Raw genomic sequence first — 20,343 nt, forward strand, 5'->3', positions numbered from 1 at the left:
ACGGCCAGCTCAGTCCGGCCGAGTATGAACGTCGTCACGCCGCAGCAGCCGACAGCAGTCTGTCCGACCTGGCAGAGGCCGCGTAAAACCCAAGCTCACAGGCGTCTACCGAACCGAAGCAACTCCAATCGAGCGTTCGCCGCCGCTCTTCCTTCGCCGAGACATAGACGGCGTCGTCGTAGACGAGTGAGCCGCCGAGCTTGGCCCAGGTGTAGTTGGCCCGCACCGGCGCTTCGGGGTCCGCCTCGGATTCGGCGGCAGGTGCCGGCGCTTCCGGTGTAGGAGGTTCATTCGCCTCAGGGGTGTCTCTGGCCAACGCCGTCACCAGGGCCGAGGAGAACTCGTTCGCAGGACCGACCAGGATCGACAGCGCGGCCAGCCCGATGATCCCGGCCAGTGCCCACCGCCTGGTGACTTCCTTCTCACGCCCGCCATGACTGGGATCGCGGTTTCCATCGGAGGAGTCAGGCATGTCCGGATCCTAGGCGCTTGCGCGACGCGTCCCTGCCGTGGGGAGAGGGGGAGGAGTCGTCGCGTCGTCGACGTCGCCGCCAATGTGGTCACGGCATGCGCGCCGATGGTCTATACTCAACAGTGTTGTCGCACTCCGACGCGGCCCATAGATTTCCACGCTCCCGGTATCCGGGGGTGATGGGCAAGGTTTGCGGCGGCTATAGCGAGAAGGAAACACCCGGTCTCATTCCGAACCCGGTCGTTAAGCTTCTCAGCGCCGATGGTACTGCCCCCATGGTGCGGGGTGGGAGAGTAGGTCGCCGCCGCATTTAACGTGAGAAGAGGGTCCCTGGCTGAGGTCAGGGGCCCTCTCCGCGTCTCCGGGCGTTTTCAGTGCTGGTCAGCGCGGCATAGTGCCTAATGTCAGGGCCGCACTTCCAGTCGGACCCGGGGAGCCGACATCGGGACTGCCCCTTGCCCACGTCACGAGACGCCCGCGCCGTCGCTGTCCCCTTCGGGCCCTGGGCTTTGACCAGGACGGGAACGTACGTGGGGCGGGGGCGAATCCACCGGTGCAGCATCTCGGTACCGCCGCCGTCCCAGTTCGGCCGCCCTTCCCGACGGTATGGCGCGGGAGCTGCAGGCGCGGCAAACATACGGCGGGAGACGCCGCCGAACGCGGGACGCTAGTCGGACTCGGTACTGTCCCCACTGTCCCCGACCGCGAGGTCGGCGGCTTCGATCTCCTCCCGGGAAACACCGAGAAGGAAGACGATCGCGTCCAGGTAGGGGAAGTTCACCGACGTGTGGGCCTGTTCTTGCACCACCGGCTTGGCGTTGAACGCCACGCCGAGGCCCGCTGTGCGCAGCATGTCGAGATCGTTGGCGCCGTCCCCGATGGCGACGGTCTGCATGAGCGAGACGTCGGCCTCCTTGGCGAAATGCCGCAGCGCCTGGGCCTTTCCCTCGCGGTCGATGATCGGGCCGACGAGGTCACCCGTCAGTTTGCCGTCGACGATCTCCAGGGTGTTGGCCGCCGAGTAGTCGATGCCGAGGCGCTCCACTAGGGCGTCGGTGATCTGGGTGAATCCGCCGCTGACGATCGCGCATTCGTAGTCGAGTCGTTTCAGCGTCCGGATCAGGGTGCGGGCTCCGGGGGTCAGGACGAGTTCCTCGCGGACCGCGTCGATGGCTGAGGCGTCCAGTCCCTTCAGAAGGGCGACGCGGCGGCGCAGCGACTCCTCGAAGTCGAGGTTGCCGCGCATCGCCTCCTCGGTCACCCGGGCGACCTCCTCAGCGCATCCGGCGTGCGCTGCGAGCAGCTCGATGACCTCGCCCTGGATCAGGGTGGAGTCGACGTCCATCACCACCAGGTGCTTAGCCCTGCGGTGCAGGCCGCTGCGCTGGACCGCCACGTCGATGGACTGGGTGGCGGCCTCCATGGCGAGATCCCCGCGGAGCCGGTCCAGATCGGTTCCGGAAATGTCCAGTTCGATCGAGGTGACCGGGTAGCTCGACAGCCGCTCGATGCGGTCGATGTTGGACCCGGCCCGCGCGACGCAGGAGGCGATCGCGCCCAGCGCGCCCGGACGCAGCGGGTCTGCCAGGACCGTCACGTGCAGGCGCCCTTCGCTTGAGGCGCTCACCCGAGCGTTGCCTTTCGAGAACTCCACATCCATGTCGAGATCGATGGCGGTCTTCTCGACCGCGCTGCGGAGCTCCTCGAAGAGCCGCGCCTTACTGACGCCGGGGGCGACCGTGTCGTCAACGCTGAGCAGTGCTCCGAGTACGAGCCGACCGCCGATGACGACCTGTTCGAGATCGGAAAGTGTCACCGGAAACACGGACAGTGTGCTGAGCAGGCGCGCGCTGACGCCGGGCCTGTCGCGTCCGGTAACTGTCACCAAGAGCGTCGAATCATCATTCATGGCGTCAACTACGGTACTCGGCCAGTTCATGGGGGTGTAGGGCCGGGGGGTGAACATGTTTCCGTAGTTCATCTGACCTTCACCTGGGCGATGGTTCGAGCACGGAGAGCGATTATCGGTCCTTCTTGAACCACTTGCGCTTGGGGCCCTTGGCCCGGACCTCGATGGTGCCGAGGATGCAGGTCCCGGACAGCCTGATGGTCGGTGCGTTGGGATCGGTCGCGGCCTCGGTGCCCCGGATCTCGGAAGTACCGAGGACAGCTGTTGTGTTGTTCACCACACGTACCCCGTGTGGAACGGTGATCTCCAGGGTCCCGAGGAACACGGCGCACTGCACACCCACCTCGCGCTGGGTGAGAACAGCCTCGCGGAAGTCGAGGTCGATTGCGCCGAGCAGGGCGGAGACGTTGGTGCGCGGTTCTACCAGCCAGCGGCCTTTGCGTTCGGCGGCGCTGAGCACGGAGACGATGTTCTCCTGGCCCGTGCTCTCGGCCGCCAGCTGCCGCGCCGCTTCGGAGGAGAGTGAGGCGGTCATGGGCAGGGCAGCGCTGTCGCCCGGCCCCCGGAGGTCGGCGCCGTTCCGCGCGGGCGGCGCAGGCAGGTCGTGAGTGATGGACGCCAGGTCGCCCACCGTCGTGGCCCGGTACACCGCGTCGATTCGCTCCTCGTGCTCCTCGTGGGTGAGTCGGCCCTCCGCCAGGGCCTCTCGGAGCTGCTCGGCGACGCGGTCGCGGTCGGCGTCTGATGCGCGGATGTGTTCGGGCTCCATCGCTGTCCTCGTCTTCGGTTCCTCGCCACTGCCCCTGGTCGCCCCGACGACCCGATTATCCCCGGTCACCAACAGCAGGGTCGTGCGTCCGGTGACGACTTGACCTCAATGCCACCCAAGAGCGCGTGTCCGGTGATGACGACCTTGGGCGCCCCGGCCGCGGGTGCGGGTCGGTCCTTCTCGACGCCGACACCGCCCAGCACCGAGGTGACGCGGTTCTCGATCTCGACGCCGTGCGGCACGACCAGTGTCACTCTGCCGAGGATGACGGAGGTCTGCACGACGACCCGGTTCTGCGAGAGCAGGGCCTGGCGCATGTCGAGATCGACAGAGCCGAGCAGGGCGGAGACGTTGGTGCGCGGTTCTACCAGCCAGCGGCCTTTGCGTTCGGCGGCGCTGAGCACGGCGACGATGTTCTCCGAGCCGGTGGCCGACGCGAGGAGTTCGGTGTCCTCCTGGGACGTCGGCTGCGTGGGCGTCGCACCGGCGCCGGAGGCACTGGAGGCCCCCGAAGCCGCGGTCACAGCCGCTCTTCCGCCGGGCAGGTCGGCGGTGAGCGGGGCCAACTCCTCCAGGGTCCTGGAGGCGTAGACGGCGTCGAGACGCTCGGTGTGCTCCTCGTGGGTGAGCCGCCCCTCGGTGAGGGCCTGGGACAGGACCTGGGCGACACGGTCGCGGTCGGCGTCGGAAGCGCGCAGCGGTGGCGGGGCGCCGGGCGCGGGGTCAGGCGCGTGACCAGGGGTGTGACCAGGGGCGTGACTAGGCGTGCGGTCGGTTGTGTCGTTCATATCACCGAGTATTTGCCTCCCGAGATGGCGTGCGGATCCGGAGGCGACCCTGGGGTTCCCCTGATTCGGTGGCGGGACGACCCTGACATGCCCAGAACGGCCACCGGGCCGAGCAGGCAGCGGCCGGAACGGTCGGAGGAACTGGTCGGGGGATTCTGCCGGAGGCGCCGGCCGGAGGAACGGGTGGGGAGAGTCGGTTGGGCGAGTCGGGTCGGGGAACGGTCGGGCGAATCGGCCGGAGGTACGGTCAGCCGCCGAAGGCCGCCCCGTAGGCGGCGACCTGGGCACGGCGCACCGCGCTGTCGAGGACACGCAGTGCCTCGCGTCGGGCAGCCGCCTGGGCGGCGGACAGTCCGCGCCCACTGTCCCCGTGGTCCCGCTCGGCGAGCCGGACCACGACGGCGAGCCGGTCGGCCTGCGCGGCGAGCCGGTGCGCCCGTTGCGGGTACCCGGGGGCCAGCCCGTCGCCGGGGGCCCGCGCGGGATCGCGCAAGGCGTCCAGAACGCCTTCGACCTCGCGTCCCCAGCCGCTGATGTCGTCGACCCGGCCGAACAGGTCGGTGGACTCGCGCATAGCGAGGGTCAGTTGGTACTCCGCCTCGGCGAGCTGAACCGGTTCTGGTTCGGCGTCGGCGGCCGGGTACGGGGCCCAAGCGATGCCCACATACGACGACCCTCGCCGGTCCACGCTCGGCACCAGCCCGATCTGCCGGTCCTGCAGCCGGATCAGCACCGCCTCGCGGGCGTCGATCGCGGCCATGTTGAGGTCCGCCGCCCCCACGAGCCCGAGCGGATCGCCGGGCACCGGCAAGCACAGCCGGAAGGCGCTCAGCCCCTGGGGCCGCAGCCGCGCCAGCGCGGACCGGAGCGAGGAGCCGGGTTCGAAGGGCAGGTCCGGCGCGGTGGTCGTCCCGATGGTGTTCGGCCCGGTGCGCCGTTCCACGGCGTCGACGGCGTCGTCCAGTCCAGCCTGGCCGGCCAGCCACGCGTTGCCCCAGGCGACCAGTGGCGGGGATGACAGTTCTCGCACCATGTGTTCCAGCCTAGATCGGTGCTCCGAGCGGGACGCGCGTCAAGTAGGTTCACACCGTGCCGTCGTGGGCGGCGCGGGACGGCGGCCGGGTCTGGACGCTGCACACCCGGCCGGGTGTGCAGCGTCCAGACCCGGCCGGAGCATTGGTGATGGCGGTCCGGTCGCCCGGTGGGCGCGGGTTCGGGACATTGGGTCAAGTGCGCGGAGAGGTGCAAGGAGAACGATGAACGGTCATGTGCTGCGTATGAACGGCGTGAGCGTACGCCGCGACGACGCGGAGCTGGTGCGCGGTGTGGAGTGGACCGTCGAGGAGGACGAGCGCTGGGTCGTTATCGGCCCGAATGGCGCCGGAAAGACCACTCTGCTGAGCATCGCGGCGACGCAGCTGTTCCCGACCGAGGGCGAGGTGGTGGTCCTCGACGAGCGGCTGGGCGCGACCGACGTTTTCGAGCTGCGTCCCCTGGTCGGGTTCGCCGGTGCCGCGGTGGCCAACCGGGTCCCCGACTCCACCACGGTGCTCGACCTGGTGATCAGCGCGGCTTACGGATACCTGGGCCGCTTCGGCGAGCAGTACGCCACCCCCGACTACGGCCGTGCCCGCGTGCTGCTCAACCAGTGGGGTGTGCTGCACCTGGAGGACCGCACCTACGGAACGTTGTCGGAGGGCGAGCGCAAACGTGTGCTGATCGCGCGCTCGCTGATGGCCGACCCGGAACTGCTGCTGCTCGACGAGCCCGCGGCCGGGTTGGACCTGGGCGGCCGGGAGGACCTGGTGCGTAGGCTCGCCGCGCTGGCCGATGATATCGAGGCGCCGACGCTGGTGATCGTGTCGCACCACGTGGAGGAGATCCCGCCGGGGTTCACCCACGGTCTGCTGATGCGGGAGGGGCGGATCGTCGCCTCGGGGCCGCTGGAGGACGTGATGAACGCGGAGAATCTGAGCGAGACGTACGGCCTGCCGTTGAAGGTGGAGCGCATCGGCGAGCGGTGGACCGCGCGGGCTGTGTGACCCTGGGAGCAGATGGTCCCGGGCCGGTGGGTGCCCGGAATGCCGGGTCGTGTGCCCGGTTCGGGGTATGAGGTGGCATTCGAGATGGTGGGGAGAAGTGGGAACTAACCGCGAGTAGATTGGGCGCGGAGCGAATAAAACTTATCGAGAAATGCGCGTAAAGGGGCGGCCGCAACCCGCATTCGTGTCCGAATGTGGACATGTGATGTGGGTTTGATGTGTGCTTACGGGTGTTCCGTGCGTACGCGTGTTTGTTCGCGTTTTATGATCGCCGCGTGGGCGTCTGTGCCGGATTCGTCCGCGTCCATATGCAGCCTGTTACACCCCCGACAGGAAAGCCGGAGCCGCCTCGATGGGCACTATCGTCATCATCCTGCTGCTGTTCGTGCTGATCTTGGCCGTGATCGGCTGGCGTAGCGTCCGCATCGTCCCCCAGGCCATGGCCGATGTGGTCGAGCGTTTCGGTAGTTATCACCGCACGCTGAAGTCGGGATTCAACATCGTCGTCCCGTTCGTCGACCATGTTCGCGAGCGCATCGACATGCGGGTCCAGGTGGTCAGCTTTCCCTCGCAGACCGCCATCACCCAGGACAACCTTTCGGTCAACGTCGACACAGCGGTCTACATCAAGGTCACCGACCCCTACAACGCCGTCTACAAGATCGCCAACTTCATCCAGGCAGTGGAGCAACTGGTCTCGGCGACGCTGCGCAACGTGATCGGGGGAATGGACCTGGAGCAGACGCTCACTTCGCGCGACCAGATCAACCGCGAGCTGCGCACGGTGCTGGACGAGGCCACCGGCGAGTGGGGCATCGAGGTCAGCCGCGTGGAGCTGAAGGCGATCGAACCGCCGGAGTCGGTCCAGGAGGCGATGGAGAAGCAGATGCGCGCCGACCGCGACAAGCGCGCGGAGATTCTCACCGCCGAGGGGCAGAAGCAGTCGGCGATCCTGCGGGCCGAGGGCGAGTCGTCCTCGGCCGTACTCAGCGCCCGGGGCGCCGCCGACGCGGAGATGATCCGAGCGAAGGCCGAGGCGGACGCGACGACGCTGCGCGCTCGCGGGGAGGCGGACGCGATCACCATGGTGTTCAAGGCGCTGCACTCGGGTGACGTCAGCCAGGACGTGCTCGCCTACCACTACCTGCAGAAGCTTCCGGAGATCGCCAAGGGCGACGCCAACAAAATCTGGATCGTGCCCAGCGAAATGGGGAAGGCGCTGGAGGGCATTGGCGGCGTCTTCGATCGGGTGCGCCGCGAGACCGCCGAACAGAATGGGGATGGGAGCACCCCCGAGCCCCGGCGGTAGAGCTGGAGACGGGGGGAGGGCTCGAAAGGGGGAAGGGCCCGGCCTTCGGCTCATCGGGGGCTGCGCGGGGCAGGCGCACGGGTGATTTGTAGGCTGTATACAGGATGCACCAACTGCCGTAGCCGCGGGTGAGACGCCTGGACGGCACGGCGGAGGGTGAGAAGCAGCGATGGCAACGGCGCCGTCCACTCACCACCGAGGGGCCGGAATTGAGTCTGTGGGAAGCGCTCGCCATCCTGCTGGCGGGGGTCGGTGCCGGGGGAATCAACGCGATCGTCGGCTCGGGGACACTGTTCACCTTCCCGGTCCTGCTCGCCCTCGGCTACCCTCCGGTGACCGCGTCGATCTCGAACAGTGTGGGCCTCGCTCCCGGATCGCTCACGGGGGCGATCGGCTATCGACGCGAACTGGCGGGACAGAGCCGCCGGGTGCTCCGACTCGGGGCCATGTCGTGCCTCGGGGCGATCACCGGAGGAACCCTGCTGGTCAGCCTGCCGCCGGACGTCTTCGAACGCGTCGTCCCCCTGCTCATCGGGCTGGCCTGTGTGCTCATCATGGTCCAGCCTCGCCTTGGCGCCTGGATGCGGCGGCGCCGGGCGGGACGTTCCGAAAGAGGACCGCTGCTGCCACTGGGCGTGTACGGCACCGGTGTCTACGGAGGCTATTTCGCTGCCGCGCAGGGCATCGTCCTCATCAGCGTCCTCGGTCTCTCCCTCGACGAGGACCTGCAACGAGTCAACGCGCTGAAGAACGCGCTGACCTTCGCCGTGAACACGACGGCGGCCGTCTTCTACATCGTCTTCGCCTCGCCTGAATGGCCGGTCGTGGCCCTCATCGCGGGAGGGTCGGTGATCGGAGGCTACGTCGGTGCCCGGTTCGGCCGCCTGCTGCGCCCCTTCGCGCTACGGGTGATCATCGTGGCCGTCGGTCTCAGTGCGATGGTCCAGCTGGTGCTCGGCCAGATCTGACGGGTCCAGGTGCGCGCGGGCCAGGTGTGACGGTCCGGGGGTGATCGGCGCGGAATGTCCGCGGCCCCGCGCGGGGCGGCTTCGGTCCGCGCGGCCGCCGGGGACGGCGTCCAACGCCAGAACCGGCCCTCCGCATCCGATGCCGCGCCCGGCGCGGGCGCGGCTCGGTGCGGCATCGCGCCGCCGTCTCTCGTGGGCGACGCGGTTGCTGTCAGCGCAGGTAGCCGCGGCGGGCGGCGTCCTCGGTGAGCGCGAGGGCGTAGGCGCCCAGCGCCTCGGACCCCTCGGCGATCGTCTTGACCCTCTCGCGCACCTGCGCGGCGGTGATGCCGTAGCGGACCCAGGTGCCGCCCTCGGTGTGCCAGTTGGCGAGCATCGGGGCGAGCCTGTCGATGGCCTTGGCGAACCGGGCCTCGGGGGTCTTGCGCTCTTCGAACTCGTCCCATAGGGCGCGGGCGCGGGCGGCCTGGTCCTCAGGCAGCAGGGAGTAGATGCGGTCGGCCGCGGCGCGCTCCCGCTCAGGTTGGGAGACCGATTCCTGCGCGTCGTAGACGAAGGTGTCCCCGGCGTCGATCTCGACGATGTCGTGCAGGACCAGCATCTCGACTACTCGGTCGATGTCGGTGCCCTCCGGCGCGTACTCGGCGAAGACCCGGGCGGCCAAGGCGAGATGCCAGGAGTGCTCGGCGTCGTTCTCCCGCCGTGAACCGTCGACGAGCATGTTCCGGCGCAGAATCCGCTTGAGCTTGTCGGTCTCCAAGATGAACCGGAGCTGGGCCGTGAGCCGTTCGTGATCGACCCCGCTGGCAAACACCGGTGCCGGTTCTGTCACGTAAGTCGCCCTCCTAGCGCGCTGCATGGTCACCTAGAACCAGGGGGATGCCCGGCCGCCACACGGATGATCCCATGGAACGGGGGCCCGTTGGCCCCGGAGCGTCCGAGAAGAGAGAGGGCGGGAAGCGGCGGATGAACGCGCGGGTGTGCGAGACCGCGGCCGGTGTGGCTGCCATTGTCCCGTCCAGCTCCCTGCCCGTGCTCCGCTGTCGTCCCTGTGGCTGTGCGCTCCGGTGCCGCGCCCGCGCCGACGGCCGGTACCGATGGCGCGTGGCGTCATCGGGGGCGGGCGGCGGCGCGGCGCTGTGGCGAACCGTTGCGACGAACCACGAACTCCGTGCGCCGCGATCCACGCCTGGTGGGAAGAACCGTATCGAGGTTCGACGCGCGAATCATCCGCGCCCCCGTACTTTTCCGTCCGATCACTCGGTCGGCCGGGGTGATGCGACCGTCGCTCCCGGCGGTCGGGGAACGACGGTCAGAGTCTCACTGTGGCCTCAGCGTCGGCGTTGAGATGCTGGTGGAACCACTCGGTCAGGGCGCGATCGGCCAGGACGTTGCCCGGTGCGGGCGGTCCGGGCTCCAGACCTGGCTCGGGGCCCATGGTGTGAGCAAGGTCCGGAATCACGATCTGGCGTACCCCGTGCGGCGCGTAATGCGGGGCTAGGGCGTCGCGCAGGGCCTGGCCGTGCTCGGGCGGGACCACCTCGTCCATGCCGCCGTTGATGATCAGCAGTGGCGGCTGCGGGCGCCGCGTCGCGAGGTCCCCTACGCGGGCGGTGAAGTCCAGCCAGGCGGCGACCTCGCGGGATTCCTCGGTCCACTCGTAGGCGACACCGAGTCTCCGCTCGCGGGCACCGAGCACCAAACCCGGTTCGACCACCGGGTTGACCAGGCCCATCGCGCTGATGGGGAGTTTGCTCTCAGCGAGGGCGAGCAGGGCCGCGGCCGCTCCGGCGCCTACGCCCGTCAGGCCGATGGGACCGTCGTGCACCGGAAACCGGTCGCGCAGCTCGGTGACGACGCGGGGGAGCTCGGCCGCGGCCTGCTCGACGACGGGGCCGAAGAGCTGGATCAGGTAGTCGGTCTGCCCGCGCCGGTTGACCTCGGCGACCCCGCCCTCGGGCAGGCGGGCGCCGAACATCGGCAGGCCGAGGTAGAAGCGCCATGCCGGGAGCGAGGCCATGGGGAGCGTGCCCGCGAGGGCGGTCTCGCTGCGCGGGGGCTCGAACGCGTGGAGTGAGACGATCACGGGAGCGGGGCCGTCGCCCCCGGCGACTACCGGTGGCATCGCCACGAAGGGAACACCGGCCGCGGTCCCGGTCGTCGGGCGGGTGAGCGTACTTTCGGCTACCACTGGGGGATCCTCCCATGTTCGAACGCCGTGCGCCGGTCTCGATGGGGGTGGTCGCGGATCGCGAACCTCATCCGTGCGCGGCGGGCAACTTGCAGCCTAATTCAGGCGAAATGTCGGCTGAGGTAGCTGCGGAGAAGCAGTTTGGTTTCGTCGATGAGATGCTGGTCGCCCTCGGGTTCGCGGCGGAAGGCGAGTTTGAGGACGGCGTCGGCGGACTCGACGGCCACGGTGATGGCACGGTCGAGCTCCGCGCTCTCCTCCACACCAGCGATGGAGATGAGCAGGTCACGCAAGCGGGCGGCGATCACCTGGTTGTTGTCGTTGTTCGGGTCGAACAGGCGGATGTCGACCGCGTCGCCGAAGTGCAGACTGCGGAAGCCGGGTACGTGGCGGTGCATGTCGAGGTACTCGTCGATGATCACGTCGACGGCTTCGGACCAGTGCGAAAAGCCGCCCCGGGACAGTCGGTCGGTCACCCGCGTGCTGAACATGTCAAGGTAGCGCAGGCCGAGCGCCTGGGTGATGGCCTTCTTGTCCGGAAAGAACTGGTAGACCGACCCGATAGCGACGTTGGCGCGCTCGGCGATCCGGGTCGTGGACAGTTCGTCGTAGCCGACTTCGTCGAGGAGTTCGGCGCAGGCGTCCAGCATGCGCTGGACCCGGACCATGCTGCGCTGCTGGGCGGGGAGGCGGCGGAGGGGGGCTTGCGACAGGGCCTGCCCCGCGCTGTCGAGCATCGGCCATGCGGTGGGTCCGAGGTGCCCGGCGGAACCATTACTGGATTCCTCGGCCTCCTGTGGCCTGGCGGTGGAACTGCGGGAAGTAGTCATCACGTCTCTATGATGCCTTTCCGGATCGGAATGGTTCCCGTAATATCGCGCTTTTAGGGCGCTGACTCGCTGGAAGCGGGGATATGGCCGGTTCCGGTCTCTTCGAGCGCGGGATTCGGGGCCTACTTGTACGGTAAGGCGATCTCCGCAAGTTTGTCCCACGTCTGGGGGCCTTGCCCGTGCCGCCCGCGGCAGAAGAGGCGAAGAGGACGCGCACAGCGCGGGGTATGCGCCGGGACGCCGTAGGGGGAGGCCTGTGTACGGGGGCTGCCACCACCGTGTGGGCGCGGTTGCCCCGATGGAGTCCCCTTAACCAGGGGGAACGTGGCGGCGAGGAGGGGCGGCGCGGCCGATCCTGGGCGCCTGGGGAACCGGCCCCGCTCGGTTTGCGACGCGTTTTCGGTCGAATGCCCAGCGCCCTCGACGGCCGGTTCGGCGACGGTGGCGCGGTACTGGTTAAGTCGCGGGTCTTTCGGGGGCCGATTTTGGAACGTTGCTGTGAATTATGCCGACTTGTCAGGGCAGAAACCCCCTGGTGGTCGCGCTGTCGACTCCTCTCCGCGATGAGCGCCGAACCGGCCGAGGGAAGTGACGGAGGCAGGAAGCAGCGGAGGAAGTCGCTGCGCACGCGAATCTCCGGCTCCGTCCAAGCCGAAGATTGGCGTCGGGAGAATGGGGTCCCGACAGGGGGTGTCCACAGGTGGACAAGGTGCTCTTCCGTCGGGCGGCGAAAGGCGATTGAGTAGGAGCGGGATTACACGCTGTCCATGCTCCGGAGGCGACCGATGACCGACACCGGGATGACCAACGCAGGGACGACCAGCAATCCAGGGGCAGCCAGCACCGCCATCCCCATTCCCGACACCGGCCCGGCCGAGCTCGATGACGTCATGGCCGCCGCTGCGGCCGCCGCCCCCGTTTTCGGCGGGCTGCGGCCGGCTCGGCGCGCGGTCATGCTGCGTGCTGTCGCCGACGCGCTCGACACCGCGGCCGATGAGCTCGTTCCGGTGGCGGTCGCCGAGAGCCACCTCCCCGAGGCCCGCTGTCGGTCCGAGCTCGGCCGGACCACGTTCCAGCTGCGCTTCTTCGCCGACCTGATCGAGGAGGGGAGCTACCTGGAGGCCGCCATCGACGTCGAGGACGCCGCGTGGGCGATGGGACCGCGCCCGGACGTGCGACGGATGCTCGTCCCCTTGGGCCCGGTCGTCGTCTTCGGCGCGAGCAACTTCCCGTTCGCCTTCAGCACAGCCGGGGGCGACACCGCCTCCGCCCTCGCCGCCGGGTGCCCGGTCGTTGTCAAGGCGCATCCCGGCCACCCCCACCTGACCCGGCTCACCGGGCGGGTGGTCGCCCAGGCCCTCGCCGACGCCGGAGCGCCGGCCGGCGTGTTCGCCGTCGTCCACGGGATGGAGATCGGGCAGCGCGCGGTGCTGCACCCGCTGACACGGGCCGTCGGGTTCACCGGGTCGATCCCGGGCGGGCGCGCCCTGCACGACCTCGCGGCATCCCGCTCGGAGCCCATCCCGTTCTACGGCGAGCTCGGCAGCGTCAACCCCGTCTTCGTCACCCGTGCCGCGATGAAGGCGCGCGGCGAGAGCATCCTCTCCGGCTTCGTCGGATCCTTCACCCTCGGCGCGGGGCAGTTCTGCACCAAGCCCGGCATCCTGCTGGTGCCCGAGGAGAGCGACCTGAGCACGCTCACCGGTGACGTCGCCGAGAGCGCCGAGGCGCCGCTGCTCAACCAGCGGGTGGCCGAGGGCTTCGAGCACCGTCTGGGCGAACTCGCGGAGCAACCGGAAGTCGAGGTGCTCGTGCGCGGGACGCACACCGCCGAGGGGTGGACCCCCACACTGCTGCGCACCAGCGTCGAGGTGCTCCTGCGGCACCCCGGTGTGCTGCTGGAGGAATGCTTCGGCCCGGCCTCGCTGGTCGTCGGCTATGGCGAGGAGGACCAGCTCGCGGACGTGGCCCGGCTGCTGCACGGCCAGCTCACCTCGACGGTGCACGCCGAGGAGGACGATCCCGTCGCGCCGCGGTTGCTGGAACTGCTGACCGAGCGGGCCGGGCGGGTGCTGTGGAACGGGTGGCCCACGGGGGTGTCGGTGACCCACGCGATGACCCACGGCGGCCCGTACCCGGCCACCACGTCAGTGCTGCACACGTCGGTGGGTGCCACGGCCATACGGAGGTTCCTGCGTCCGGTGAGCTACCAGTCCGTTCCCAACGCCCTGCTGCCCGAGGCGCTGCGCGACGACAACCCGCTCGGTATCCCCCGCAAGGTGAACGGGCGGCCCGAGTCCGGCTGATCGCGGCGGCGCGGTGTTCGGCCACGGTGCGGGGGATGGGAAAGAGGTCGGGGGCACGGCACTCCGGAGGACACAGGGGAAAACACAGGGGAGAACACAGCGGACGGCACAGGCGGCGAGCCGCGGGAACAGCGAAGGGCGTGAGCAAGCTGACAAAGTGGTGTCAAGAGATCGATTATGGCTTGGAGGGGCGGTTGGGCGCCGAGTAGCGTCGCGGCATGGACCGCTCCGTGACAGCCGATGCCTCCGGTATCGAGGCATTCATTCGCGACCTCCCCAAGGTCGAACTCCACGTCCACCTCGAAGGCTCCATGCGTCCCGCGACGCTCATCGAGCTCGCCGCCCGGCACCGGGTGGAGGACATCCCCGGAACGCCGGACGAGATCCGGGCCTGGTACGAGTTCCGGGACTTCCCGCACTTCATCGAGGTCTACCGCGCCTCTGTCGAGACGCTGCGCGACGAGGAGGACTTCGCGCTGCTGGCGGCCGACGTGGCCACCGCGCTGGCGGCGCAGAACGTCCGCTACGCCGAGCTGCACGTCAGCCTCTACTGGCACCTCATGCGCGGTATCCCGGCGCGGGTCGTGTTCGACGGCATCGAGCACGCGCGGCGCGAGGCCGAGCGCGAGCACGGTATCCAGCTGCGCTGGATCCCCGACTTCTCCGGCGATTTCGGCCCGGAGGCCGGTGAGGAAACCCTGGAGGCGGTGCTGCGGGAGGGCCCCGGCAGCGTGGTCGGGTTCGGTGTGGGCGGAATCGAGGTCTCGCGTGCCCCATTCGCCGACCTGTTCGGGCGTGCGCGCGCGGCCGGACTGCACAGCCTCCCGCACGCGGGCGAGAACGGCGGCGCGGACCGCGTCTGGGAGGCGCTGGACCTCCTGCACGCCGAGCGCATCGGGCACGGTATCGACAGCATGGGCGACGAGCACCTCGTCGGCCGACTCCGCGAGGGGCAGATCCCGCTCGACGTCTCGCCGACCTCCAACTTGCGGACGCGCGCCGTCGACACCATCGGTGAGCACCCGCTGCCCCGGATGTTGGAGACCGGCCTGCTGGTCACCCTCAACTCCGACGATCCGCCGATGTTCGGCACGGACCTGCTCAACGAGTACCGGACCGCCCACCGCCTGGGCCTAGGGGCGCCCGAGCTCGCCGCCCTGGCCCGCAACGGCGTGCGGGCCTCCTACCTCGACGAGTCGGCGAAGCGGAAGATGATCACCGAGATCGACGCGCTGCTCACCCGCTTCCCGGCCGCGTAGCCCAGCTGTTGAGGGGGCCGGCAGCGGGTCGGGCCCCAAAAAACCAGTGCGGTGCAATCTCGGGCCGCGCTGGTGGCCGTCAGCCGGTGGGATCGCCGGGGTCGGCGGCCGCGCCCTCGCTCGCGTCGGCTGTGCCGGAGGGCAGTGTGGAGGGCATGGTGGAGGGAACCACTGCCAGGTCCGTCGCGCAGCTCGTGCGCGTCCGTTCCCACTCGTCGTAGGCAGCGTCGGCGGCATCGCCCTCATACGGAATCGGGACCCCGCCCTCGATCCGCGCCGGCAGCCAGTCGTCATCGAGGACCGCGCCCTCCTGCATGGTCAGGGTCAGCACGCCGCTCTCGGCGGTGGGGCCGCTGAAGTTGTAGAAGGCGAAGTTCCCCAGGCCGTAGTGGACGTAGGCGTCGCCGACGTAGCCTCCGGGCGAGAGCACGTGTGCGTGGCCGCCGACCACGGCGTCGGCACCGGCGTCGATGAGATCTCGGGCGAGGCCGGGTGCGTGCGGTAGCGGACAGTGCGAGCCCTCGACACCCCAGTGCAGGAAGGTGACGACGGTGTCGGCCTCCGCGGCGGCGGAACGCACCGCCTCCGTCAGCCGCTCGCGCATCCCGTACTTGGCGGACGCCAGGCCGGGCTGGTCTGTCCCGGCCGTCCACGTGGGGATGAGGTGCTCGTCCATGACGTCCGTGGCTCCGATAACCGCGACGGAGTTGCCGTTGACTTCGGTGGTGTAGGGCGCGTAGGCCTCGTCGGCGTTGGTCCCGGCCCCGACCACCCGGACGTCGGCTTCCTCCGCGTTGCGCAGGGTGTCGCGTAGCCCGTCGACGCCGTAGTCCATGCCGTGGTTGTTGGCGACCGACACGATATCGACACCGGCGGCGTCTAACGCGTCAAAGGCCGTCGCCGGGGCGCGGAACACGAAGTCCTTGCCGGGGACGGGTGTGCCGCCGTCGGTGACGGCGGTCTCCAGGTTCACCATCGCCAGGTCGGCCGCGGACAGCGTGTCGGCGATCGGTCCGAGGGCTGTCGCCGGGTCGCTGTCGAGCCGCTCGCGTAGCAGGCCGTCGAACATCACGTCGCCGCCGAAAGCGATGGTGAAAGGGGAGCTCGCCGCCCCCGCGGGGCCGGTGGGGGAGGCGCTCTCGGCGGTCTCTTGGACGTTGCTGCCGGCGGTGCAGGCGGCCGCGACGGCGATGGTGACCGCGAGCGATCCAACGCGCAGAGCAGGGGGAAAACGAGTGGGCAGAGCGGCGGGCAGAGGGCGGGCTCTCCACGGGGGACCTTCGACTGGGCTGGTCAATGGGGGTCTCCTGAACGTGCGAGGAGGACGTATGGGTTTGACGCTTGATCACCGGGACGGAGTTGACCGTCGTGGATGTCCGGATCCGGACATGCGAGTTCGCCGGACAGGGGAAGGAGCACCCCGACTGCGACCGAACCCAACGCGAGGTGGAGTAATCACCGTGCGCGGAGGCCGTGTCCGACGCTTGACCGGGTGGAGTGGCTGCCGGTAGGTCCCGAGCCTCTTCTTGATTGGGTCATTTTCTTGAACTAATCCATTCTGTGTCCTAGGCTGAGACACATGGACGACGCCACCGACCTCCGTTCGGCCGGGCTGCGGGTCACCGCGGCGCGGCTGGCGATCCTCGACGTAGTGCGCTCGGGCAACCACCTGGAGGCTGAGCGCATCGCGCGGGGTGTCCGCGACCGGGTTGGTCACGTATCGACCCAGGCCGTCTACGACGGCCTGAACGCGCTGACCCGGGTCGGTCTGGTACGCCGGATCGAACCCGCGGGCTCGCCCGCACGCTACGAGGTACGCGTGGGGGACAACCACCACCACCTGGTCTGTCGGGTCTGCGGCGAGGTGACCGACGTCGACTGCGTGGTCGGGGCCGCTCCCTGTCTGGAACCGGCCGGCGACCACGGGTACTCCGTCGACGAGGCCGAGGTGGTGTTCTGGGGCGTCTGTCCACAGTGTCGAGCGGGAAGCGCGAGGCCGGAGGAGAGTGCCGTCCCCGCGACAGGGCGCACGCCATGATCCGTCCGGTTTCCCTATCGGCGCGACGGACATGGGAACGGCGATCCGCCGCCGCTCCCACGAGGTCGCTTTTTCCTTATCCCGAAAGGTGCGAGCAGTGAGCGTTCCCTACAGCACGGACGACGCCGGCCACCCGGCGCCGAGCGATGGTCTCTCGCAGTCGGTCGGCCCTAACGGGCCGCTGCTGCTCCAGGACCACTTCCTGATCCAGAAGATGGCGCACTTCAACCGCGAGCGGGTTCCCGAGCGCGTGGTGCACGCCAAGGGCGGTGGTGCCTTCGGCGAGATGGAGATCACCGAGGACGTCAGCCAGTTCACCAAGGCTGACCTCTTCCAGAAGGGCAAGAAGACGCCCCTGCTGCTCCGCTTCTCCACCGTCGCCGGTGAGCTCGGCAGCGCCGACAGCGCCCGTGACCCGCGTGGCTTCGCGCTGAAGTTCTACACCGAGCACGGCAACTACGACCTCGTCGGCAACAACACGCCGATCTTCTTCATCCGCGACCCGTCGAAGTTCTCCGACTTCATCCACTCGCAGAAGCGCCGCGCCGACAACCAGCTGCGCGACAACAACATGCAGTGGGACTTCTGGACGCAGAACCCCGAGTCGGCCCACCAGGTCTCCTTCCTGATGACCGATCGCGGTACCCCGAAGAACTGGCGCCACGTCAACGGCTACGGCAGCCACACCTTCCTCTGGTACAACGCCAACGGCGAGAAGTTCTGGGTCAAGTACCACTTCAAGACCGACCAGGGCATCGAGAACCTCACCGCGGGTGAGGCCAAGGCCCTGGAGGCGGAGGACCCGGACGCGCACCGCCGCGACCTGTGGCAGGCCATCGAGCGCGGGGACTTCCCCTCCTGGACCGTCAAGGTGCAGATCATGCCGTTCGAGGACGCTGCCGACTACCGGTTCAACCCGTTCGACCTCACCAAGGTGTGGCCGCACGGGGACTACCCCGAGATCACCATCGGCAAGTTCACGCTGAACCGGAACCCGTCGAACTACTTCGCGGAGATCGAGCAGGCCGCGTTCGAGCCGTCCAACCTGGTGCCCGGTATCGGTTCCAGCCCGGACAAGATGCTCCAGGGCCGCCTGTTCTCCTACCCGGACACGCACCGCTACCGCATCGGCCCGAACTACCTGCAGCTGCCGGTCAACCAGCCGAAGTCGCCGGTCCGCAGTTACAACTTCGACGGCCCGATGACCTACACGAACCAGGTCGACCCGGTCTACGCGCCGAACACCGTCGGCGGTCCGACCGCTGCCGAGGCGATGTACGAGGGCGAGCAGTACGAGGTGACGGGTGAGATCATCCGCTCCGCCTACAAGCTGCACAAGGAGGACGACGACTTCGGCCAGGCGCGCGCGCTCTGGGAGAACGTCCTCTCTGAGACCGACCGCGCCAACATGGTGAGCAACATCGTCGGCCACGCGTCGGCTCCCGAGGTCACCGGCGACATGAAGAAGCGCGTCGTCGAGTACTGGACCAACGTTCACCCCGACCTGGGCGCCGGTGTCGCCAAGGGCTTGGGCGTGCAGGGTTAGTACCCGCTTCACCCACCGTGACCGGTAGCGATCGGCTACCGCGCCGCCCGACGCGAGTGTGACGGTCCGAGTGGAGGCGTCGGTGCTGGTGGCCGGAGGCTGGGGCGCGCCGGCGGTGGAGTGAGGGAGGAGCACGAGCGCGGAAGACAACAGAGCCCCGGGTGCGGATCCATTGATCTGCGCCCGGGGCTTCCTTATGTCCGGAACCAGGGACGCAGAGTAATTGACGAAAAAGCGACGTTTGCGGATAAGGTGCAATATCTTCGGCTATTTCATGGGTCGTGCTTCTGTGGTTCTTCCATCTCCGTGGGCTCAAGTTGTGTCCGATTAAAGGTTAAATGTCGGTTTTCGGTTGAGTGTTCGCGAGAAAGTTGGCGCCGATTCGGGCGGGAAACCCTGCGGGTTTCGATCTCACTGCCTGCTTCTATAGCGCAACGTGAAGAGAATAATGCGGACGGTTGTCGCTCTATCGGGAATTACTCGCCAAAAAGGTCGCGCATCCTCGAAAAGCTGCTAGGTTATGGACATCGGCGGCTCGGGAAACGTTCCGTCGCCTTTCCCTCCACGTGATGGGGTTCGGCTGGCTATAGCCGCCGCCCAAAGCACAGGACAGAAATCCCCCCGCATCAGCGGGACCTGCGGCCACTGCTACCCGCTCTCAGGTGGCGTCAGGGTCTTCCATGCACGTCTTGCGAATGCGTCTGCGAAAGGTCATGCCTGAACATGATGCGTAAGAAGCTCTCCACCACCGCCTACGCGACTCTGCTCACCGCGGGCCTGGTCGTCGCGGCACCCATCCCCGCCTTCGCCAGCCCCGAGACCAGTGGTTCCGGTGGTGTGGGCAGCGGCAACCAGGTCAGCGTCCCGGCCGAAATCGAGGCCAAGATCTGCGGTAACTCCGTTGCAGCCCTGGGTTACTCCAAGGCCAAGTGCAAGGAGGTCGCCAAGGCCCTCTACGCCTCCTCCGACAAGGGCGGTGCGAAGACCGACGGCTCTGGCGGCGTCGCGAGCGGCAACCAGATCATCATGCCGGTTGACGCGGCCGTGGAGGTCTGCGGCAACTCCGCCGCGGTGGCCGGGGTCTCCAAGGCCAAGTGCGTCGATATCGTCAAGGGCGTGGCCTCGTCCTCGAAGAACGAGGGCGGTGCGAAGACCGACGGCTCTGGCGGCGTCGCGAGCGGCAACCAGATCATCATCCCCGTGGACGTCGCGGTCGAGGTCTGCGGCAACTCCGTCTCGGTCGCCGGGACCTCCAAGGCGGACTGCACCAAGGTGGTCAAGGCCATGTCCTCGTCCTCGGACAACGAGGGCGGTGCGAAGACCGACGGCTCTGGCGGCGTCGCGAGCGGCAACCAGGTCATCGTCCCGGCCGACGTCGCGGTCGAGATCTGCGGCAACGCCGTCTCCGCTGTGGGGATCGCCAAGGCCGACTGCATCAAGAAGATCTCCGACGGCAAGGGCGGGGACGACGGCAACGGCTCCGACGACAACGGCGGGGACGACTCCGACGACAACGGCAACGGCGGGGACAACGGGTCCGACAAGGGCGACGACAACGGCAAGGACAACGGTAAGGACAGCGGCAAGGACTCCAACGGGGACGACAAGGGCAAGGACAGCGGCAAGGACAGCGCCGACGAGGGCGCCGAGTCGGGCGACGACGCTGAGGTGGACCTGGTCGCCGATGACAAGAACGCCAGCGGCGGCCTCCCGGTGACCGGTGCCGCGCTCGGTGGACTGGTGGCCGCCGGCATCGCGGCTCTCGGCGGTGGCGCCGCCGCCATGCGGTTCGCCCGCAAGCGCAAGGCCGCGGCCAACACCGACGCCGAGGTGTGATCCGAAACCCGCTGACCGACCGGTGTGAATCCGGTTATCGCTTCTGATCACGTGATGCCGGGCCCGGGGAACGTCCCCCG

The 20,343-nt window shown here is 68.6% G+C and carries 17 protein-coding genes and 1 rRNA gene; 9 read left to right on the top strand and 9 right to left on the bottom strand.

All coding sequences use genetic code 11. The features are described 5' to 3' along the window. Positions 1-34 precede the first annotated feature (34 nt). On the bottom strand, positions 35-472 hold the full coding sequence (locus ABD259_RS10445; RefSeq protein ID WP_344161811.1) for a hypothetical protein: 438 nt from the start codon (positions 470-472) through the stop codon (positions 35-37). Between the two features lie 191 nt (positions 473-663). Between ABD259_RS10445 and rrf the strand changes: the two genes are divergently transcribed. Continuing rightward, positions 664-782: ribosomal RNA gene (gene rrf / locus ABD259_RS10450) — 5S ribosomal RNA — on the top strand. Between the two features lie 357 nt (positions 783-1,139). Here the strand turns inward: rrf and serB are convergent. The 4 genes from serB to ABD259_RS10470 form a co-directional block, all read right to left on the bottom strand. Next, positions 1,140-2,381 (bottom strand): phosphoserine phosphatase SerB, encoded by a 1,242-nt coding sequence (gene serB / locus ABD259_RS10455; protein WP_344106954.1) that lies wholly within the window; start codon positions 2,379-2,381, stop codon positions 1,140-1,142. Positions 2,382-2,493: 112 nt separating this feature from the next. Next, positions 2,494-3,150 (bottom strand): DUF1707 SHOCT-like domain-containing protein, encoded by a 657-nt coding sequence (locus tag ABD259_RS10460; protein ID WP_344106845.1) that lies wholly within the window; start codon positions 3,148-3,150, stop codon positions 2,494-2,496. 65 nt (positions 3,151-3,215) lie between these two features. Further along, entirely contained in the window at positions 3,216-3,938 is a 723-nt protein-coding gene (locus ABD259_RS10465; RefSeq protein ID WP_344161814.1) for a DUF1707 SHOCT-like domain-containing protein, read from the bottom strand. Between the two features lie 247 nt (positions 3,939-4,185). Then, positions 4,186-4,971: a hypothetical protein gene (locus tag ABD259_RS10470; RefSeq protein WP_344106848.1), complete on the bottom strand. Its 786-nt coding sequence runs from the start codon at positions 4,969-4,971 to the stop codon at positions 4,186-4,188. A gap of 223 nt (positions 4,972-5,194) precedes the next feature. Between ABD259_RS10470 and ABD259_RS10475 the strand changes: the two genes are divergently transcribed. The 3 genes from ABD259_RS10475 to ABD259_RS10485 all read left to right on the top strand — a co-directional run bounded on the left by ABD259_RS10475 (position 5,195) and on the right by ABD259_RS10485 (position 8,257). Continuing rightward, positions 5,195-5,980 carry an ABC transporter ATP-binding protein gene (locus ABD259_RS10475; RefSeq protein ID WP_344161817.1) on the top strand — a complete coding sequence of 262 codons (786 nt, stop codon included), beginning with the start codon at positions 5,195-5,197 and terminating at the stop codon, positions 5,978-5,980. A 352-nt stretch (positions 5,981-6,332) separates the two neighbouring features. Continuing rightward, positions 6,333-7,289 (top strand): SPFH domain-containing protein, encoded by a 957-nt coding sequence (locus ABD259_RS10480; RefSeq protein WP_344106852.1) that lies wholly within the window; start codon positions 6,333-6,335, stop codon positions 7,287-7,289. A 209-nt stretch (positions 7,290-7,498) separates the two neighbouring features. Then, positions 7,499-8,257 carry a sulfite exporter TauE/SafE family protein gene (locus ABD259_RS10485; protein ID WP_344106955.1) on the top strand — a complete coding sequence of 253 codons (759 nt, stop codon included), beginning with the start codon at positions 7,499-7,501 and terminating at the stop codon, positions 8,255-8,257. A 211-nt stretch (positions 8,258-8,468) separates the two neighbouring features. Here the strand turns inward: ABD259_RS10485 and ABD259_RS10490 are convergent, their stop codons facing one another. The 3 genes from ABD259_RS10490 to ABD259_RS10500 all read right to left on the bottom strand — a co-directional run bounded on the left by ABD259_RS10490 (position 8,469) and on the right by ABD259_RS10500 (position 11,116). Next, positions 8,469-9,089, bottom strand: a complete 621-nt coding sequence (locus tag ABD259_RS10490; RefSeq protein WP_344106854.1) for an HD domain-containing protein — start codon at positions 9,087-9,089, stop codon at positions 8,469-8,471. 480 nt (positions 9,090-9,569) lie between these two features. Then, the gene (locus ABD259_RS10495; protein WP_344106855.1) at positions 9,570-10,448 is read right to left on the bottom strand and encodes an alpha/beta hydrolase family protein; all 879 of its coding nucleotides are present in this window, start codon (positions 10,446-10,448) and stop codon (positions 9,570-9,572) included. A gap of 101 nt (positions 10,449-10,549) precedes the next feature. After that, positions 10,550-11,116 (bottom strand): TetR/AcrR family transcriptional regulator, encoded by a 567-nt coding sequence (locus ABD259_RS10500; RefSeq protein WP_344106956.1) that lies wholly within the window; start codon positions 11,114-11,116, stop codon positions 10,550-10,552. A gap of 962 nt (positions 11,117-12,078) precedes the next feature. Between ABD259_RS10500 and ABD259_RS10505 the strand changes: the two genes are divergently transcribed. Both ABD259_RS10505 and add read left to right on the top strand, forming a co-directional pair. Further along, positions 12,079-13,584, top strand: a complete 1,506-nt coding sequence (locus ABD259_RS10505; RefSeq protein WP_344162119.1) for an aldehyde dehydrogenase (NADP(+)) — start codon at positions 12,079-12,081, stop codon at positions 13,582-13,584. A gap of 218 nt (positions 13,585-13,802) precedes the next feature. Next, the gene (gene add / locus ABD259_RS10510; RefSeq protein WP_344161820.1) at positions 13,803-14,843 is read left to right on the top strand and encodes an adenosine deaminase; all 1,041 of its coding nucleotides are present in this window, start codon (positions 13,803-13,805) and stop codon (positions 14,841-14,843) included. 79 nt (positions 14,844-14,922) lie between these two features. Here add and ABD259_RS10515 read toward each other — a convergent pair whose 3' ends face one another. Further along, positions 14,923-16,098 carry a CapA family protein gene (locus tag ABD259_RS10515; RefSeq protein WP_425573510.1) on the bottom strand — a complete coding sequence of 392 codons (1,176 nt, stop codon included), beginning with the start codon at positions 16,096-16,098 and terminating at the stop codon, positions 14,923-14,925. Between the two features lie 324 nt (positions 16,099-16,422). Between ABD259_RS10515 and ABD259_RS10520 the strand changes: the two genes are divergently transcribed. The 3 genes from ABD259_RS10520 to ABD259_RS10530 all read left to right on the top strand — a co-directional run bounded on the left by ABD259_RS10520 (position 16,423) and on the right by ABD259_RS10530 (position 20,263). After that, entirely contained in the window at positions 16,423-16,881 is a 459-nt protein-coding gene (locus ABD259_RS10520) for a Fur family transcriptional regulator (RefSeq protein WP_344161823.1), read from the top strand. Between the two features lie 97 nt (positions 16,882-16,978). Beyond that, positions 16,979-18,427: a catalase gene (locus tag ABD259_RS10525; RefSeq protein ID WP_344106860.1), complete on the top strand. Its 1,449-nt coding sequence runs from the start codon at positions 16,979-16,981 to the stop codon at positions 18,425-18,427. A gap of 723 nt (positions 18,428-19,150) precedes the next feature. Beyond that, the gene (locus ABD259_RS10530; RefSeq protein ID WP_344106861.1) at positions 19,151-20,263 is read left to right on the top strand and encodes a chaplin family protein; all 1,113 of its coding nucleotides are present in this window, start codon (positions 19,151-19,153) and stop codon (positions 20,261-20,263) included. Positions 20,264-20,343: the final 80 nt, after the last annotated feature.

It is taken from the genome of Nocardiopsis rhodophaea (assembly GCF_039530945.1).
GTDB lineage: Bacteria > Actinomycetota > Actinomycetes > Streptosporangiales > Streptosporangiaceae > Nocardiopsis_C > Nocardiopsis_C rhodophaea.

What these genes read in the sequence shown, in the direction of transcription:
- ABD259_RS10445 (WP_344161811.1), bottom strand. Translation starts at nt 472, where the DNA reads ATGCCTGACTCCTCCGATGGAAACCGCGATCCCAGTCATGGCGGGCGT.
- serB (WP_344106954.1), bottom strand. Translation starts at nt 2,381, where the DNA reads ATGAATGATGATTCGACGCTCTTGGTGACAGTTACCGGACGCGACAGG.
- ABD259_RS10460 (WP_344106845.1), bottom strand. Translation starts at nt 3,150, where the DNA reads ATGGAGCCCGAACACATCCGCGCATCAGACGCCGACCGCGACCGCGTC.
- ABD259_RS10465 (WP_344161814.1), bottom strand. Translation starts at nt 3,938, where the DNA reads ATGAACGACACAACCGACCGCACGCCTAGTCACGCCCCTGGTCACACC.
- ABD259_RS10470 (WP_344106848.1), bottom strand. Translation starts at nt 4,971, where the DNA reads ATGGTGCGAGAACTGTCATCCCCGCCACTGGTCGCCTGGGGCAACGCG.
- ABD259_RS10475 (WP_344161817.1), top strand. Translation starts at nt 5,195, where the DNA reads ATGAACGGTCATGTGCTGCGTATGAACGGCGTGAGCGTACGCCGCGAC.
- ABD259_RS10480 (WP_344106852.1), top strand. Translation starts at nt 6,333, where the DNA reads ATGGGCACTATCGTCATCATCCTGCTGCTGTTCGTGCTGATCTTGGCC.
- ABD259_RS10500 (WP_344106956.1), bottom strand. Translation starts at nt 11,116, where the DNA reads ATGGTCCGGGTCCAGCGCATGCTGGACGCCTGCGCCGAACTCCTCGAC.
- ABD259_RS10505 (WP_344162119.1), top strand. Translation starts at nt 12,079, where the DNA reads ATGACCAACGCAGGGACGACCAGCAATCCAGGGGCAGCCAGCACCGCC.
- add (WP_344161820.1), top strand. Translation starts at nt 13,803, where the DNA reads ATGGACCGCTCCGTGACAGCCGATGCCTCCGGTATCGAGGCATTCATT.
- ABD259_RS10520 (WP_344161823.1), top strand. Translation starts at nt 16,423, where the DNA reads ATGGACGACGCCACCGACCTCCGTTCGGCCGGGCTGCGGGTCACCGCG.
- ABD259_RS10530 (WP_344106861.1), top strand. Translation starts at nt 19,151, where the DNA reads ATGATGCGTAAGAAGCTCTCCACCACCGCCTACGCGACTCTGCTCACC.